Annotated in this window: 12 protein-coding genes and 1 tRNA gene; 9 read left to right on the forward strand and 4 right to left on the reverse strand. The window is 66.2% G+C overall.

Annotation, left to right across the window (positions count from 1 at the left end; genetic code table 11):
• The first annotated feature begins 127 nt into the window (after window positions 1-127).
• From OHB26_RS17315 to OHB26_RS17325, 3 genes are read left to right on the forward strand one after another with little or no spacing between them, the layout of a single operon-like run.
• Complete coding sequence (locus OHB26_RS17315) at window positions 128-2,566, forward strand: sensor histidine kinase (RefSeq protein WP_330185184.1); 2,439 nt, start codon at window positions 128-130, stop codon at window positions 2,564-2,566.
• Complete coding sequence (locus OHB26_RS17320; protein WP_330185185.1) at window positions 2,563-2,997, forward strand: roadblock/LC7 domain-containing protein; 435 nt, start codon at window positions 2,563-2,565, stop codon at window positions 2,995-2,997. The genes OHB26_RS17315 and OHB26_RS17320 overlap by 4 nt, the downstream gene beginning before the upstream one ends.
• Complete coding sequence (locus OHB26_RS17325; protein ID WP_330185186.1) at window positions 2,994-3,368, forward strand: DUF742 domain-containing protein; 375 nt, start codon at window positions 2,994-2,996, stop codon at window positions 3,366-3,368. The genes OHB26_RS17320 and OHB26_RS17325 overlap by 4 nt, the downstream gene beginning before the upstream one ends.
• A gap of 10 nt (window positions 3,369-3,378) precedes the next feature.
• On the opposite strand, the gene OHB26_RS17330 is transcribed toward OHB26_RS17325, so the two are convergent.
• Window positions 3,379-5,334, reverse strand: a complete 1,956-nt coding sequence (locus OHB26_RS17330) for a GMC family oxidoreductase (RefSeq protein ID WP_330185187.1) — start codon at window positions 5,332-5,334, stop codon at window positions 3,379-3,381.
• A 197-nt stretch (window positions 5,335-5,531) separates the two neighbouring features.
• On the opposite strand from OHB26_RS17330, the gene OHB26_RS17335 reads away from it, so the two are divergent.
• A complete protein-coding gene (locus tag OHB26_RS17335; protein ID WP_330185188.1) occupies window positions 5,532-5,999 on the forward strand; it encodes a carboxymuconolactone decarboxylase family protein in 468 nt (155 codons plus the stop codon).
• A gap of 91 nt (window positions 6,000-6,090) precedes the next feature.
• Here OHB26_RS17335 and OHB26_RS17340 read toward each other — a convergent pair whose 3' ends face one another.
• The 3 genes from OHB26_RS17340 to OHB26_RS17350 form a co-directional block, all read right to left on the reverse strand.
• Window positions 6,091-7,704: a PH domain-containing protein gene (locus OHB26_RS17340; protein WP_330185189.1), complete on the reverse strand. Its 1,614-nt coding sequence runs from the start codon at window positions 7,702-7,704 to the stop codon at window positions 6,091-6,093.
• On the reverse strand, window positions 7,701-8,228 hold the full coding sequence (locus tag OHB26_RS17345) for a PH domain-containing protein (protein ID WP_330185190.1): 528 nt from the start codon (window positions 8,226-8,228) through the stop codon (window positions 7,701-7,703). Before OHB26_RS17345 ends, OHB26_RS17340 begins: the two co-directional genes overlap by 4 nt.
• A 167-nt stretch (window positions 8,229-8,395) precedes the next feature.
• Window positions 8,396-9,862, reverse strand: a complete 1,467-nt coding sequence (locus tag OHB26_RS17350) for an outer membrane protein assembly factor BamB family protein (RefSeq protein ID WP_330185191.1) — start codon at window positions 9,860-9,862, stop codon at window positions 8,396-8,398.
• 257 nt (window positions 9,863-10,119) lie between these two features.
• On the opposite strand from OHB26_RS17350, the gene OHB26_RS17355 reads away from it, so the two are divergent.
• The 5 genes from OHB26_RS17355 (at window position 10,120) to OHB26_RS17375 (ending at window position 16,366) form a co-directional block, all read left to right on the forward strand.
• Entirely contained in the window at window positions 10,120-12,723 is a 2,604-nt protein-coding gene (locus OHB26_RS17355) for a bifunctional FO biosynthesis protein CofGH (protein WP_330185192.1), read from the forward strand.
• Between the two features lie 242 nt (window positions 12,724-12,965).
• Window positions 12,966-13,289 (forward strand): ferredoxin, encoded by a 324-nt coding sequence (fdxA, locus tag OHB26_RS17360; RefSeq protein ID WP_067572375.1) that lies wholly within the window; start codon window positions 12,966-12,968, stop codon window positions 13,287-13,289.
• Between the two features lie 3 nt (window positions 13,290-13,292).
• Entirely contained in the window at window positions 13,293-14,399 is a 1,107-nt protein-coding gene (dapC, locus tag OHB26_RS17365) for a succinyldiaminopimelate transaminase (RefSeq protein ID WP_330185193.1), read from the forward strand.
• Between the two features lie 70 nt (window positions 14,400-14,469).
• Window positions 14,470-14,543, forward strand: a tRNA-Asp gene (locus tag OHB26_RS17370).
• A 173-nt stretch (window positions 14,544-14,716) separates the two neighbouring features.
• On the forward strand, window positions 14,717-16,366 hold the full coding sequence (locus OHB26_RS17375) for a GMC oxidoreductase (RefSeq protein ID WP_330185194.1): 1,650 nt from the start codon (window positions 14,717-14,719) through the stop codon (window positions 16,364-16,366).
• The last annotated feature ends 15 nt before the right edge of the window (window positions 16,367-16,381 follow it).

Consider the following 16,381-nt stretch of genomic DNA (forward strand, 5'->3'; position numbering starts at 1 on the left):
TTTGAAGCTGTAGTCGATTCGGGATCTTTCCGTTACTCTCTCGATCGAGGAAGCATGACGAACAGCTCATTTCGGGTGGTTCGGCATGATATGGGGCGCGGCAGCGTTCGGGAGCGGGAAGATTTCGGTGGGCAGCTGGCAGAATCTGCGCAAATCGGTTGGCAGGCAGACCAATTCGGTGGGGCGCGGAGTCCGTGGATGGGTGGGTATCCGGGTTCGGCTGCTCTCCATCGTGCTCATCTCCAGCGTCACCCTGCTGGCCATCGGCGGTGGCGCGGCAATCTACCTGGTCAAATCCGCGCAGGAGGCCAAGCAGTGGGCCGAACTGGCAAGCAGCACCACAACTCCCGCGATTCTCATGGTCTCGGCCTTCGAGGAGGAGCGGCGGCTCTCGGTGCTGCGCCTGGCCGGCGATACCGACGCCATCGCGGAGCTGATCCCCGCGCGCAAGCACTCCGATGAGGCGCTGGCCGTCGTCATATCCAAGGGTGACGCGGCCCGCGAACTGAATCCGGACGGTTCGGCGAGCGATATCGAGGCGTACAACAAACTCTTCGAGATGGTGCCCACTCTGCGTAGCGGGGTGGATGCCATGCAGGCCCAACCCGAACAGATCTTCGGCTTCTTCACCCAGGTGATCGGCACCATCATCGCCGCGTCCATGCTCGCGGCCCGGGTCGCGCCGAATGCCAAGATCGGCATCGAATTGGGTTATGCCGTGGAGCAATTGCGTGCGGCGGAGGCGCTCTCCCAGGCCGACACCATCGGTGCGGTGGCGCTGACCACCGGTGAGTTCCCGGATGCCCAGTTGCTCGAGTTCGGTCGCCGCGTCGGTGAATTCCGTTCCGAGGTGGCGTATTCGGCGACGGTGCTCAAAGGCGTGCGGCTCGATCAGCTCAACGCGATCACCGCCGGTGCGGCCTGGCAGCAGGTCACCGAGATGCAGGATGCGTTGTTGTTGCGCGGTCCGGTCAGCGAAAGCGCCGATACCGCGGAGAGTTCGGCCGAGGCTCGCGATACCAAGACCGCGGCGGAACCGGCTCCGCTGCCGGTGGGCCTGGAGGAATGGCAGCGTGCCTCCGGTCAGGTCAATACCGCGCTACAGCGGCTGTGGGAGGACCAGAGCCGCGACGCGCACGTGACCGCGCGCCATCAGGGTGACGATGCCACCCGCGATTCCCTGCTCGGCGGTGCCGTCGTACTGGTCATTGCCACACTGGCTTTCATCGCCGCGCTGGTGCTGGCCAACCGCTTCATCGGCCGTATGCGCCGATTGCGCCGCGACACACTGGAATTGGCCGATGAGCGGCTACCCGGCATGATCGCCGCGCTCGGTGCGGGCAAGGAGATCGATGCCGCCGCCGAGGTATCGCGCCTGGACTTCGGCACCGATGAGCTCGGCCAGGTCGCCGCGGCCTTCAACCGTGCGCATGTGGTGGCGGTATCGGCGGCGGTCGGTGAGGCGCGCACCCGCGCCGGTATCAATGCAGTCTTCCTCAACATCGCCCATCGCAGCCAGGTGGTGGTGCACCGGCAGCTCGGTCTGCTGGATCGCGCCGAACGCGAGGAGAAGAACAGCGATCAGCTCGAATTGCTGTTCCAGCTCGATCATCTCGCGACCCGGGCCCGCCGCAATGCCGAGAACCTGATCATTCTGGGTGGTGAAAAGCCGGGGCGGCGCTGGCGTAATCCGGTGGCGCTCATCGATCTGGTGCGCGGTGCGGTCGCGGAGAGCTTGGACTACACCAGAATTCAGACCGGGCGGCTGCCCGAGGCGTGGGTGTCCAAGCACGCGGTGGCCGATGTGATCCATCTGCTGGCCGAGCTCATGGACAATGCCACGGCCTGCTCGCCGCCGGAGGCGCAGGTCACGGTGTCAGCGGTGGTGGTGGGCCGGGGCGTCGCGGTCGAGATCATCGATCAGGGTCTGGGCATGTCCGAGGCGGAGTTCGCCGAACGCAATGCGCTGCTGGCGAATCCGCCGGACTTCAGCGTGGCCACCCTCTCCGGCGATACCCGGCTGGGTCTGTTCGTGGTCGCGAAACTGGCCGGGCGGCACGGGATATCGGTGCGACTCGCCGAATCCGAGTACGCCGGTGTGTGCGCGGTAGTGCTCATCCCGTCGGCGGTGCTCGAGGCCGCCGGACCGCCCCGCCATGAGATGCCCGCAGCACCGCAGGGCTCGCCCGAACCGCGCAATGGCCTGCGGCACGAGTGGTCGAATGCCGTTCGGACCGAACAGCTTCCGGCGCTGCCGCGACCGAGCCTCCGGACGCGGGAGCCGGGGCCGAACGCGCTCTCCGCCTCGTACGCGGCCGGCGCGGAGTCGAACCCGGACCGGCCCGGCACGTACACCGATCTCGCGCAGTCCCCGCAAGTGCGTCCGGATCTGCCGCGCCGCAGCCGTACGGCCGAAGCCGAGGCCCAGGCCGCGGCCGAACCGGTGGCTCCCGCACCACCGCGTAAGCGCACCGCCGATGAGGCCCGAAATCTCATGAGCGCCATTGCCAAGGGCACCCGCCAGGGCCGTGCGGTGCGCCCGGAATCCGAGAGAGGACCACAATGACCACCTTCCAGCGAATCGATCTGAGCTGGCTGCTCGACGAATTGGTCAATGGGCTGACCGATGCGCGCGAGGCGGTGCTGCTCTCAACCGACGGCCTGCTGCTCGGCTTCTCCTCGGGTCAACAACGTTCGGACGCAGAGCGTTTCGGTGCGATGGCCTCGGCGCTGCACAGTCTGGCGCGGTCGGCCGGGCATCACTTCCGGGCGGGCGGCGTCTGCCAAACCGTGGTCGAGCTGGATGAGGCGGTGCTGTTCATCACCGCCGCGGGCGAGAACGCCTGTCTGGCGCTGCTGGCGTCCGAGCACGCGGATATGGGTCTGGTGGCATTCGAGATGAATCAGACCGTGCAGCGCGTCGGCACCCATCTGTCCGTCGAGCCGATCCGCCCGGGGGCGCAGCCCAGTCACGCGGGCGGCTCGCAACGGCCATGAACGAGCCGCGCGAACACTGGTACGAAGAGGATTCCGGTCCGCTGGTCCGGCTCTTCGCGGTGACCCGCGGCCGGGGCGGTGTCGAACGCCCGGAGCTGAGCATGACCACGCAGTTGGTCGACGCACAGCGCGGCACTTCGATGTGGCGTACCGAACCCGAGTACGCCGACATCGTGCGCATGTGCCGGAATCCGATCTCGGTGGCGGAGGTGGCGGCGCATCTGCGTCTGCCGCTCGCGGTGACCAAGGTGCTCATCGGCGATCTGATCGACGACGGTCGGCTGGTCTTCCGTATGCCCCCGCCGCCCACGGGCAGCACCTCCGATATGGGATTGCTGACCGCGGTGCTGGAGGGCATCCGGTCGCTCTGAGCCGGTGCGGTCAGCTCAGTTGTGCGGCAAGGCGTTCGGCGGTCATATAGGCGATGGCCTCGATGGACACCATGGGGTTGACGCCCGGCGCGGTCGGGAAGCTGGAGCCGTCGGCCACCACGATATTGGCCACTTCCCAGGTGGCGCCGTCGGGATTGGTCGCCGAGATCTCCGCCGAACCACCCATGCGCGCCGAACCCATAATGTGCAGCGCGCCCATGGAGCACTGCCCGGGACCGTAACCCGCTGCCTTGCAGGCGGCTTCGAATTCGGCGTGTGAGCCGCGCACGCCGGGTTCGTAGCCGACCCCGGCCTGATGTCCGGAGAAGATGCGGTGCGCGCCCGCGGCCTCCAGAATCTGTGCGGCACCGGCGATTCCGGTGTGCAGATGATTCGCGTCGTAATCGGACAGCTTGTACTTCACGATCGGCTCACCGGTCTTGTCGATCTCCACCGTGCCGGAGTCGCGGTCGCGGGTGATGATGCCGACGGCATTGGAGCGGGCGAAATCCAGCATGGTGGCACGATGATCCGCCGCACCCCGCCAGTTCATGAAACCGGTGGCGAGGCCGGGATGAATCGGGCCGGTCTCATAGATGACGCCGTAGCCCTTGCCATCCAAATCGGCGTGGTGGCGGCTGATTCGGGTCTGCAGACCACCCTCCCAGGGGCGGATCTCCTCCTCGAAGACGCCGAATACCGCGGCCGCGGGATGCAGGCGCAGGTGACGGCCGATATTCTTGTTCTGCAGCCCGGAGCGTTGCAGCAGGGCGGGTGTCTGGATGGCACCGGCGGCCACGACGACCGCGCGGGCCGCCACCTTGATCTCGGCACCGGTTGAGGTGAGGGCCGAAACCGCTTCGGCACGACCGTTTTTCACCTCGATGCGCCGCACATTCGCATCGACGACCAGTCGCGCGCCGTGTCCGGCCGCATCGCCGAGCCAGGTCTTGGTGACCGACTGCTTCGCACCTAGCCGGCAGCCGTAACCGCAACGGCCGCACTCGATTCCGGCGTCGCAGGCATCGGAGACATTGCGCGGCAGGGTATCCACATCCCAGCCGAGCGCCTGCGCGCCGCGCTCCAGAATCCCGTCACGCGGGGACAGCGGTGACTTGTCGCCGGTGACACCGAGCCGCTCGGACACCACATCGAGGGCATCACCGTATTCGGCCTCGGCGAACTGGGGTACACCCAGCTCGGCCCACTCCTGCCGTACGGCATCGGGGGTCGGCAGTGCGGTACTCCAGTTGACGACGGTGCCGCCGCCGAGGCAGGCCCCGGCGACCAGGGTGATCTGCCCTTCGGCCGATCCGGCGGGGCCGGGCGCGTACAGGCTGGTGAGCGCGTTCAGTTCACCCGCACCGAAATCCCGGTCGTCGTAGTAGTCTCCGCGTTCCAGGACCACCACATCGAGTCCGGCTGCGGCGAGGACCGCGGCGGCCGTACCGCCGCCCGCACCCGATCCGATAATGACGACATCGCAAGTGAGCGTGGTGGATTCGGTGAATCGCAGGGGCTTCAACGCCGGTTGCGGGGCGCCCTGTAGCGGCCCGGTCGGAGTCGGGTACCCGATCTCCTTCCACAGCGGATTGGTACCGGTCGGCCCCGGTGTGACGTTGTAGGCCAGCAGCGCAGCCTGTTTGAGCGCCTGGAAGATGGCCCGTACCGGGGCAAGGCCGGAGTCGCCGAGTTTGAGCAGTGCCTTCTCCCGCTGCTGCTGTGACAGCGTGGAGAACTTACGCGGCCCATTACCGGTGAGCAGCCCGGTGATTCGCGAATCCCACAGCCCGAGCAGGGTGGCCAGCTGCTTCTGCTCCGCCACGCGCGGATTGCGGCCCAGAATCCGGAAGATCGTCTCGACCGTCCCGAGCTCCGTCGCGGCGGGCAGGGTGAGCCCGTCCCCGGGCAGGAACGTATCGCAGATCATTCCGAGCGCTGCCCGCTGCTGGGCCGTTGGTTCCATACCGAATCCCCTTCGTAAACCTCGAAGATTTCTACCACGGGGAGGAAATCTCTGCTTACTTTTTCCGCCTTCGAGCTGCTGAAAGATACTTAATCGGTTGTGAATAGAAAATTACATCCGACATCGATGTCACACCTGTGCGGGCTGCGTCGTCCTTCCTGTGTAGTCAACAAGAACCCGAGAGAGAGTGCAGAACAATGACCCGCTTCGCCCTGTACCAGAATGAAGTCGCCGCCAAGTTCAACAAGCGCCTGGTGACCGCGGCCCGCGTCGTCGACGAGTCCACCCTGCCCAAGGCCACCCAGGAACTGGTCAAGATCCGCGCCTCGCAGATCAACAGCTGCGGGATGTGCCTGGATATGCACACCAAGGATGCCGCCCACGCCGGTGAGACTCCGGTCCGGCTGGCCATGGTCGCCGCGTGGAAGGAATCCTCGGTCTTCACCGACGCCGAGCGCGCTGCACTGGCCCTGACCGAGGAGGGCACCCGGCTGGCGGACGCCAATCCCGGTATCTCCGAGGACACTTGGGCTCAGGTGCGCAAGAACTACGACGATGATCAGATCGGTGCGCTGATCTCCCTCATCGCCACGATCAATGCCTGGAATCGGCTCAATGTGATCGCCGGTATGACCGGCGGTGAGTACCAGCCCGGCCAGTGGTGAGAATCGTCCCCGCGAGTGCGCACCCACGGCGGTGAATCGTTCGATCGCGCCGCCACGCGTGCGCCCTCGCCGGAGTCACTCCGGTTGTGGCTCAACGGCTTCCGAGTTGACCGGGGGTGACAGCGTCGATGAGGGGCCAGGCTTGATCGATGGGGATGTCGATCACCCGGTACCGCTTCTTGCCCGCCGCGGTGGCGGCGGTGATGGTGGCCAGGCCGACGCGGCGCTGGAACCAGGATTGGCGGACCGTCCAGCCGATTATGCCGGGCCCTTCCAGGCAATCGCGGTCGCGGTCCAGGGAGCCACTGCGGGTGATCAACCAGGTCGGATTGTCGCCGCGGGCTGGGATGGCGGCGTGACCGAGGCCCCGGGCACGATCCCATGCCAGTGCCGTGGCGATCGCGGCCGCGATCACCACCAGGGCCCATATCCAAGCCGGAATCGTCACGCCTGCCAGGGAAAACACGATGAGCACGGCCGCCGCGAGGAGTGGTGGGGTCAGGGCTCGGGTATAGCGCCGCCGGGTTGCCGCGGGTCCGTGCGAGCGCAGGGCGGCGGTGACGACCGGGGGAATCGTGAGGTGGGCCTCGCTCGACGCCGAACCGGTGTTTGCCGTGACGGCTGTTCGGTCGACGGAATCTATCGCGGCAGTGGAGTCGAGCAGGTGCGCCAGGGTGTGATCCACCGCTTCGCGCGGCGCCTGGGGGACGATCTTCTGACGGGATTTGGTGCCCGTCATAATGGTTTCGAGTTCGGCGGCGCCCGCCATGCGCAGCAGCAGCGGTTCGTTGACCGTCGCGCCACGCAGTCGGGCCAGGTCGAGGGTGATCTGGCGGGTGGTGAACAGGCCGTGGCGGATGTGCAGGGTCGCGCCGTCGTCGATCACCCGCAGGCCGTAGTAGGTCATCAGGTAGCGGGCGCAGGCGGCCAGGCTGACGAAGGCCACCAGGAAGAAGATGAGTAGCAGCACGGCGAACGCGATCGCTTGTGCGCCACCGTCTTCCACGCCCTGCACGGCGTTGGAGTCGAAGATGACGCGGGCGAAACCGTATTGGAACAGCAGGCCGACGATCGGCGCGATGATCGCGAATCCGGTCAGCGACAGCGGAGCGTAGCGCACCCATTTCGGCTGCCAGTGTGTGATTTCCACCGGCGGATGCCTGGGCGGTGCGGGCGCATCGGCCACCGGCTTGGTCAGTAACACCCCGTCGGTCGTTGCCGTATCCGCCTGTGCCGTCGCGGTTTCGGCGCCGCCGTGGGTGTGTTCGCGGGTGTGCTCCAGCAGGGTGGTGCGTAGTGCGGGCACCAGGCTGGCGTCGAGTGAATCGAGTTTGAAACGGTCGCCGCGCTCTGCCTGCTGTCCGGTCCCGATGGAGAGCACCGCCAGTCCGAGTGCCCGGTGCAGTAGATCGGCCTCCACGTCCACCGAGCGAACTCGGTTGCGCGGCACCGAGAGTCGTTTGCGCTGGAGCAATCCGGTGCGCAGCTCCACATTGTCCGGGGTGATGCGGTAGGTGGTGGTGAACCAGCGGGTGAGGGCGAGTACGACGATGACGCCGACCACGCCCAGGCTCCACATCGGGCTATCACTGCGCGCGCCCGCGATGAGGGTGGCCAGCAGTACCGGAATGAAGCGGATCAGCTCGGTGATCGGGTGTACCAGTAGCATTCGCCGGTCCAGGCGCTGCCAGGACGGGTGGCTCACGTGGCATCCCCTCGATGCCGGGCGGTGATCTCGGTCAACCGCGTCACCGTCCGCCGGGCATCATCGAGGGCCAGTGCGCTGATGTGCACGGCCCCGGCCGAGGATGCGGTGGTGACGGTGACGGTGGCCAGTCCCAGCAGCCGCTCCAGCGGTCCGCGATAGGTGTCCACGGTCTGGATACGGGTGATCGGTGCCACCCGGCTCTCCTGGGTGAACCATCCGGTGCGGGTGTACACCGCCTCGGCGGTGATCTCCCACCGGTGCACGGCGTATCGCCACAGCGGCACCACCACAATGCTGAATGCCGCTGCCAGCAAGGCGATTACGAGGATGATCCCCTGCCAGTTCCGCCGGTGCGGATCCACGATCATCCAGATGATCAGCGCGAGGAACGGGAACACCCACGACAGTGCGGCGCCGATCGCCCACAGCAGTTTGGCGCGCGGACTCGGATGCCAGGCGGGGTCCGCCATGATGCCGCCGGGGGCGGTGCGGAGTTCGCCGGAGGCGGGACGCTCGGACATGCCTGCCAGCTTTGCACGATTCGGGCCCGAATCCCCGGCTATCCCGGCTGAACAGCCTCCGGCTATCCCGGCTGAATCGTCTCCGTCATCCCGGCATGCTTTTGGCCGGGATCCACTGAACGGGGTGGATCCCGGCCGAAAACGCGCCGGGATGACGAGAGATCCGCCTACTTCGGGGTGATTCGGAACAGTCCGCTCAAGGTGCCCTGGTACTGCACCCGCCCCGGGGCGATGGTGCCGACCATCTGGAGGGTGTCGTGGATCGTGGTCGCGCCGATCTGTTGTTCGGTGTCGACCTTGCCGGTTGCCGCGTCGATGACCGTGTACTTAAAGGTGTCGGTCACGCCGCCGCTGCCGGTGGGCAGGCCCGCGCTGCCGGAGCCGAGGCTGCCCGAGCCGAGCAGGGAGTGGCGGCCGATGGTGTAGATCTTGCCGTCGGCGACCGAGAGGCGGGGGACCGCCGCGGAGGGGACGGTATTGGTCCAGACCACGGTGCAGCCCGAGCCGGTGACGTCGATGCGGGTCATACCGCCGCTGAAATTGGCGCTGGCGGGCTGACTGGGTCCGGCGTTGGCGGGGAGTTGCGGATACGGGTAGCCGTAGGTGCTGGCGACGAAGAGGCTGTTGCCCGCACCGATCGGGGAGTTCTCGGTGCCGTCGACGGCCGGGATCGAGCAGACGGTGTTGCCGGTCGCGGTGTCGAAGACCAGCAGGTTCTCCTTGTTCGCGGCATTGTCGGTGATGGCGAGGTATTCGGTGCCGCTGCCGGGGCCGAAGAAGGTCGGGGTCGCACCGGTGCCCCAGCTCAGTTGGCCGGGTTTGCGCGCCGGTCCGCGATCGTAGGCTTGCCGCCACACCACGTACGGGTTGCCGCTGGAATCGGCGCGCAGCAGGTACAGCGCGTGATCGGTGGCGACGGAAACGCCCTGTGGTGCGCTCGAAATGCTGTTGGCGACCGATTCCCCGGGTGCGAGTTCGACGGCCCGCGCCACACCCGTCGCCGGATCGGCGAATCCGGCCGCGCCGTTGTCGGTGGCGAACCAGACGCGCCCGTCGAAGTCCGGCATGACCGAGGCGACGTGATCGCAGTCCCCGCCACCGCAGTGCGCCGTAACCGCCTGTGCGATGGGCGTTCTCGACGCGATGGACAGTTTCCAGTCATTGCCGCCGCGCTGGTGGTCGATGCGCAGCAGATCGCCGCTGCCGTCCACGGTGACCATGCGGTTCTGCTCGTCGAGATAGGCGTACACGCCGCCGAGCAGACTGCCCTTGGTCAGATCCAGTGTGGCGAGGGTGTTTCCACTGTTCGGATCGAGCAGCAGCACCTCGGGCGCGCGATCGGTGATCTTGGTGCACAGCGCCTGCGGGAAACCGTCCGATCCCCGCAGGATGGTCGGGCAGGCGGCGGCCTCCTCATGGAAGTCGGCGCGAACGCTGCCGGTGCCGGGTCCGGGCAGGGGAGTGGCGTCGGAGGATTCGGCATCGCCGTGCATGGTCGCGGTGCCGACCGGCCCGAGATACGGATTGGCGGGTGGCAGTCCGAAGGCCGCCGCGGCGGAGCTGGTCGCGATGGTCAGCATGAGCGTCGCGCCCGCCGCGGCCGTGATGGTGACGCGGCCGAATCTCTCGAACACGGGTTCCCCGTTTCGTCATGTACTGCATATGAAGGTGAATGCGAATATTCGAATCAAGCGATACGAGTAATCGTGGCGGATCACCCTAGACACGCCACCGGCCCCCCGCAAGGGTTTGGCCCATCAGGCGCATCACAGCGCGCGCCCAGCGCCCGCCCGCGCGAGAATATCCGCGAGCCACCGGCGGAATAGCCTGCCCTGGCGTCTGGTTGCCGGTTCTTATGGCACCCGAGTCGGATCAGTCGGATGGATGGCGCATGATCGAGGACGTGACGGATCTAGCGAACCCGAGTCTCCCCCCGGCTCCGCCCAGCCCCTCGGGTATGCGCCGGGCGTTGCGGCGAGCCCGTGACGGCGCGACGCTCAACCTCGACGAGGCGGTGGTGCTGCTCCAAGCTCGGGGCAATGACCTGGAGGATCTGGCGAAATCCGCGACCCGCGTCCGCGATGCGGGCCTGCGCGAGACCGGCTACGCGGGCGACACGCTGCCGATCACCTACTCGCGCAAGGTCTTCATTCCGCTCACCCACCTGTGCCGCGACAAGTGTCACTACTGCACGTTCGTCACCGTGCCCGGCAAATTGCGCGCCGAGGGCCGGGGTATGTACCTCGAACCCGACGAGGTGCTGGAGATCGCCCGCAAGGGTGCTGAACTAGGTTGTAAGGAAGCACTTTTCACCCTCGGTGACCGTCCCGAGGAGCGCTGGCCCGAGGCCCGGCAGTGGCTGGACGAGCGCGGCTACGACTCCACCCTCGATTATGTGCGTGCCATGTCGATTCGCGTCCTCGAGGAGACCGGCCTGCTGCCGCACCTGAATCCGGGTGTGATGAGCTGGGCCGAACTGTCCCGCCTCAAGCCGGTCGCCCCGTCCATGGGCATGATGCTGGAGACCACCTCCACCCGTCTGTTCACCGAACCGGGTCAGGCGCATTACGGCAGTCCGGACAAGGATCCGGCGGTCCGCCTGCGCGCGCTCACCGACGCTGGCCGGCTCTCGGTGCCGTTCACCACCGGCATTCTGGTCGGCATCGGCGAGAACCTCACCGAGCGCGCCGAGTCGATCATGGCGATTCGCAAGTCGCACAAGGCTTTCGGACATGTGCAGGAGGTGATCGTGCAGAACTTCCTGGCCAAGCACGACACCGCCATGCGCAATACCCCGGATGCCGATCTGGAGGAGTTCCGCGCGACCATCGCGGTGGCGCGCCTGCTGCTCGGGCCGAAGATGCGGATTCAGGCCCCGCCCAATCTGGTCTCCCTGGACGAGTGCCGTGCGCTCATCGACGCCGGAATCGACGATTGGGGCGGCGTCTCACCGCTCACCCCCGATCATGTGAACCCGGAGCGGCCCTGGCCGAATCTGGAGACCCTCGCGCAGGTCACCGCGGATGCCGGATATGTGCTCACCGAGCGTCTGACCGCACACCCGAAGTATGTGCTCGCGGGCCATCCGTGGATCGATCCGCGCGTCTCCCGGCATGTGGCCGCGCTCGCCGATCCGCTCACCGGTCTGGCGCGCACGGTGAATCCCACCGGTCTGCCCTGGCAGGAGCCGGACCACGATTGGGAGTCGGTGGGCCGCATCGATCTCAATACCGCCATCGACTCCGAGGGCCGAAATACCGAGTCCCGCAGCGATTCCGCGCTCACCAGCGACGGTCTGGGCGCGTTCGGCGACTGGGAGACCATTCGCGAACAGGTGAAGGAGCTCGCGGTCGCCGCACCCGAGCGCTTCGACTCCGAGGTGCTGGCCGCCCTGCACGCGGCCGAGCGCGATCCGGCCGGGCTCACCGACGATCAGTATCTGGCCCTGGCCACCGCGGACGGCCCCGCGCTGGAAGCGATTACGGCGCTCGCCGATCAGCTCCGCCGCGACACCAACGGCGATGACGTCACCTACATCGTCAACCGGAATATCAACTTCACCAATATCTGCTACACCGGCTGCCGCTTCTGCGCGTTCGCGCAGCGCAAGGGTGATGCCGATGCCTTCACCTTGAGCGCCTCGGAGGTCGCCGACCGCGCCTGGGAGGCGCATGTGGAGGGCGCGACCGAGATCTGCATGCAGGGCGGTATCGATCCCGAACTGCCCGTCACCGGCTACGCCGATCTGGTGCGCGCCATCAAACAGCGCGTCCCCGGGATGCACGTGCACGCCTTCAGCCCCATGGAGGTCGTCAATGGGGCTTCTCGAGGTGGTCAGTCCATTCACGACTGGCTGTCCGCGCTGAAAGAGGCTGGACTGGACACCATTCCGGGCACCGCCGCGGAGATCCTGGACGATGAGGTGCGCTGGGTGCTCACCAAGGGCAAGCTGCCCACCTCGGCCTGGGTCGAGGTCATCACCACCGCGCACAAACTCGGCATCCGCTCCAGCTCGACCATGATGTACGGCCACGTCGACAACCCCAAACACTGGGTGGGTCACCTGCGGGTACTGCGTGGAATCCAGGACGAGACAGGCGGTTTCACCGAATTCGTACTGCTGCCGTTCGTGCACCAGAGCGCGCCGTTGTACCTGGCGGGAGCCTCGCGCCCCGGTCCGACCGTCCGCGATAACCGGGCCGCGCACGCACTCTCGCGCATCATGCTGCACGGCCGCATCGACAATATTCAGACCAGCTGGGTCAAGCTCGGTATCAAGGGCACCCAGTTGATGCTGAACGGCGGCGCGAACGATCTCGGCGGAACCCTCATGGAGGAGACCATCTCCCGCATGGCCGGCTCCGAACACGGCTCGGCCAAGACGGTCGAGGAGATCACCGAAATCGCGACCGGTATCGGTCGCCCGGTCCGGCAGCGCACTACCACCTATGGTGTGCCGCCGCATCGTCCACCGGTTTCCCTGGTAGTAGGCTGATCGCACCGTTGCCCTGATCCGCTCCGAATCATTTCCGCCCCCGATCACATCCGTCCTATGTTCGTGGCCCGCCCCGGTTCTGGACCGAGTGGAGCGGGGGAGCGCAGCGGAGGAGCGGAGGGAGGGAAGAACCGGGTTACAGGGCCGCGAACCGCCTGGAGCGAAGCGGAGGGCAAAATAGACCCTGTACTGTTTCGCGGGGCGGACTATCCCGCATGTGAGGACAGACTAGGAGAGCGGCAGTGCCGTACATCATCGCTGAACCGTGCGTTGACGTGAAGGACAAGGCGTGCATCGAGGAATGCCCCGTGGACTGCATCTACGAGGGTGGCCGCATGCTGTACATCCAACCGGACGAGTGCGTGGACTGTGGTGCATGTGAACCGGTGTGCCCGGTGGAGGCCATCTTCTACGAGGACGACACCCCGGATCAGTGGAGCGGCTACGTGAACGCGAATGTCGAGTTCTTCGACGATCTCGGTTCACCCGGCGGCGCCACCAAGGTCGGCAAGGTCGATTACGATCCGCCGTTCATCGCGGCGCTACCGCCGATGGCCGCGGAGTAGGCATTGACCGCGCGTGGCCGGGTGAGTGCACTACTACCCGATTTCCCTTGGGACACCATCACTTCGGTGAAGGCGAAGGCCGCTTCGCATCCGGGCGGGCTGGTGGATCTGTCCGTCGGCACCCCGGTCGATCCGGTGGACCCGTTGATCCAGCGGGCGCTCGCGTCGGTGGCGGCGGTGCCCGGCTACCCGACCACGCACGGCACCCCCGAATTGCGGGAAAGCGTTGTGGCAGCGCTGAAACGGCGGTTCGGGATCACCGGTATCGAGCCGGACGCGGTACTGCCGGTGATCGGCACCAAGGAGCTGATCGCCGGACTCCCGCGCACGCTCGGACTGGGCGCGGACGATCTCGTGGTGATTCCCGAGGTGGCCTATCCGACCTATGAGGTCGGCGGTTTGCTGGCGGGTACCCGAATCCTGCGCGCGGACGGGGTAACTCAGCTCGGACCGGAGAAGCCCGCGCTGATCTTCCTGAATTCGCCGTCCAATCCCACCGGCAAGGTGCTCGGTGTCGAGCATCTGCGCAAGGTGGTCGAATTCGCCCGCGAGCGCGGCGCGATCCTCGCCTCGGACGAGTGCTACCTGGGACTGCCCTGGGAGGGCCGGGCCATTTCGGTGCTGGATCCCGAGGTCTGCGACGGTGATCACACCGGCCTGCTCGCCATCCATTCCCTCTCCAAGACTTCGAATCTGGCGAGTTACCGCGCCGGTTTCGTCACCGGTGATCCGGCGCTGGTCGCGGAGTTGCTGGAGGTGCGCAAGCACTCCGGCATGATGCTGCCGTTCCCGATCCAGGCCGCCATGACCGCCGCCCTCGGCGATGACACGCATGAGGCCGAACAGCGCGAGCGCTACCGGGCCCATCGCGAGGTGCTGCGAAATGCCTTGCTGGCGGCCGGGTTCCGCATCGACGACTCGCAGGCCGGTCTGTACCTCTGGTCGACCCGTGGCGAGCCGTGCCGCACCACCCTGGACTGGTTGGCCGAGCGTGGCATTCTGGCGGCTCCGGGCGAGTTCTACGGACCCCGTGGCGCACAGCATGTGCGGATCGCGCTGACCGCCACCGATGAGCGCATCGCGGCGGCCGCTGATCGCCTGACCAGCTGATTTAACCTCCAGCCCCGGGCCGTGATAACGTCTACCGCGTTGCCAGGCCCGGTGGTCCGGTGGCGAGTAAGGCCCTGTGGCGCAGTTGGTTAGCGCGCCGCCCTGTCACGGCGGAGGTCGCGGGTTCGAGTCCCGTCAGGGTCGCATTTTTCAGGAAGGGCGCGAGCATTGCTCGCGCCCTTCCTTTTTCGTTGTCCGGCCCCGTGTGCAAGGTTCGGGTTGCTGTACTTTTTCCGATTTTCCCGAAAAGTGACACACGGTCTCTTCACACTCTCTATAACAAGTTCTCATCTGAGTCTCGATGAGGAGCCCGGTTCATGCGCGGTTTTGTGTACGAAAACACTGGTAAGAGCGAGTTCGGCAGCGGCGTCAGCCGCCGCGGGTTTCTCGCTGCAACAGGTGTCATTTTGGGGGCGGCAGTTCTATCCAGGAAGGTCCCGGCACAAGCGCTACCAACCAAACAGCTAGCGGACGGCGATAAGGTGCCGGTGCTGGTCATCGGCTCCGGCTACGGCGGCGCGGTCGCCGCGTTGCGACTGGCGCAGGCCGGAATCGATGTGGCCGTTGTGGAGATGGGCATGTCCTGGTCGCAGCCCGGCTCGGACGGCAAGATCTTCTGCAATATGCTCAAGCCGGACGGCCGGTCCTTCTGGTTGCGGACCGAGACCGATCAGCCGGTCAATCACTTCATGGGCGCGCCCTACAACAAGTCCATCTCCAAGTACACCGGCGTACTGGATTCGGAGCAGTTCAGCGGGATTCGCGTCTACCAGGGCCGCGGCGTCGGCGGCGGATCGCTCGTCAACGGCGGTATGGCGGTCACGCCCAAGCAGGAGAACTTCGCCAGCATTCTGCCGTCGGTGGACGCGGGCGAGATGTACAGCACCTACTACCCGCGCGCCAATACCGCTCTGGGCGTGAACAATATCGATCAGACCTGGTTCGACAGCGCCGAGTGCTATAAGTTCGCGAGGGTCGGCCGGAAGCAGGCCGAGCGATCCGGGTTCTCCTGGACCTTCGTGCCGAATGTCTACGACTTCAACTACATGAAGCAGGAGCAGGCCAAGACCGCCACCCGCTCCGCCCTGGACGCCGAGGTCATCTACGGCAACAACTACGGCAAGAAATCCCTGGACAAGACCTACCTGGCCGCCGCGGTCGGCACCGGCAAGGTCGGCATCACGCCCATGCACGTCGTCACCGCCGTCTCGCCCACCGACGGCGGGTACAAGGTCGAGATGAAGCAGATCGACACCAGTGGCAATACCGTGTCGACCAAATCCGTTGTGGCGCAGAAGGTCTTCTTCGCCGCCGGCAGCGTCGGCACCAGCAAGCTGCTGGTCGCCATGAAGGCCACCGGCAAGCTCGGCAATCTGCCGGATTCGGTCGGCACCGGCTGGGGCAACAACGGCAATGTCATGGTGGCGCGGCAGAACCAGGCGTGGGATGCCACCGGTGCGTTGCAATCCTGTATTCCAACCCTCGGTATCGATAACTGGGCGGACAGCGGCGGTCCCGCGTTCGCCGAGGTGTCGCCCTTCCCCGCGGGCATCGAAACCTTCGCCAGCCTCTATCTGGCGATCACCAAGAACCCCAACCGCGGCAAGTTCACCTACAACGCCAGCACCGGTGGCGCGGATCTGAACTGGCAGACCGCCTGGAATCAGCCGAGTATCGATGCCGCCAAGCGCATCTTCGACAAGATCAACAAGAAGGAAGTCACGATCTACCGCACCGACCTGTTCGGTGAGTACAAGACCTGGGGCGATGATCTGGCGTACCACCCGCTGGGCGGCTGTGTACTCAATCAGAGCACCGACAACTACGGGCGACTCTCCGCGTACAAGGGGCTGTACGTCATCGACGGTTCGCTGATCCCGGGCATGACCACGGTCAACCCGTTCGTCACCATTACCGCTCTGGCAGAACGCAATATCGAGAACATCATCGCCAACGATATGGGCTAGCCGGAAGAATTTCGG

It is taken from the genome of Nocardia sp. NBC_01503, from assembly GCF_036327755.1.
Lineage (GTDB): Bacteria > Actinomycetota > Actinomycetes > Mycobacteriales > Mycobacteriaceae > Nocardia.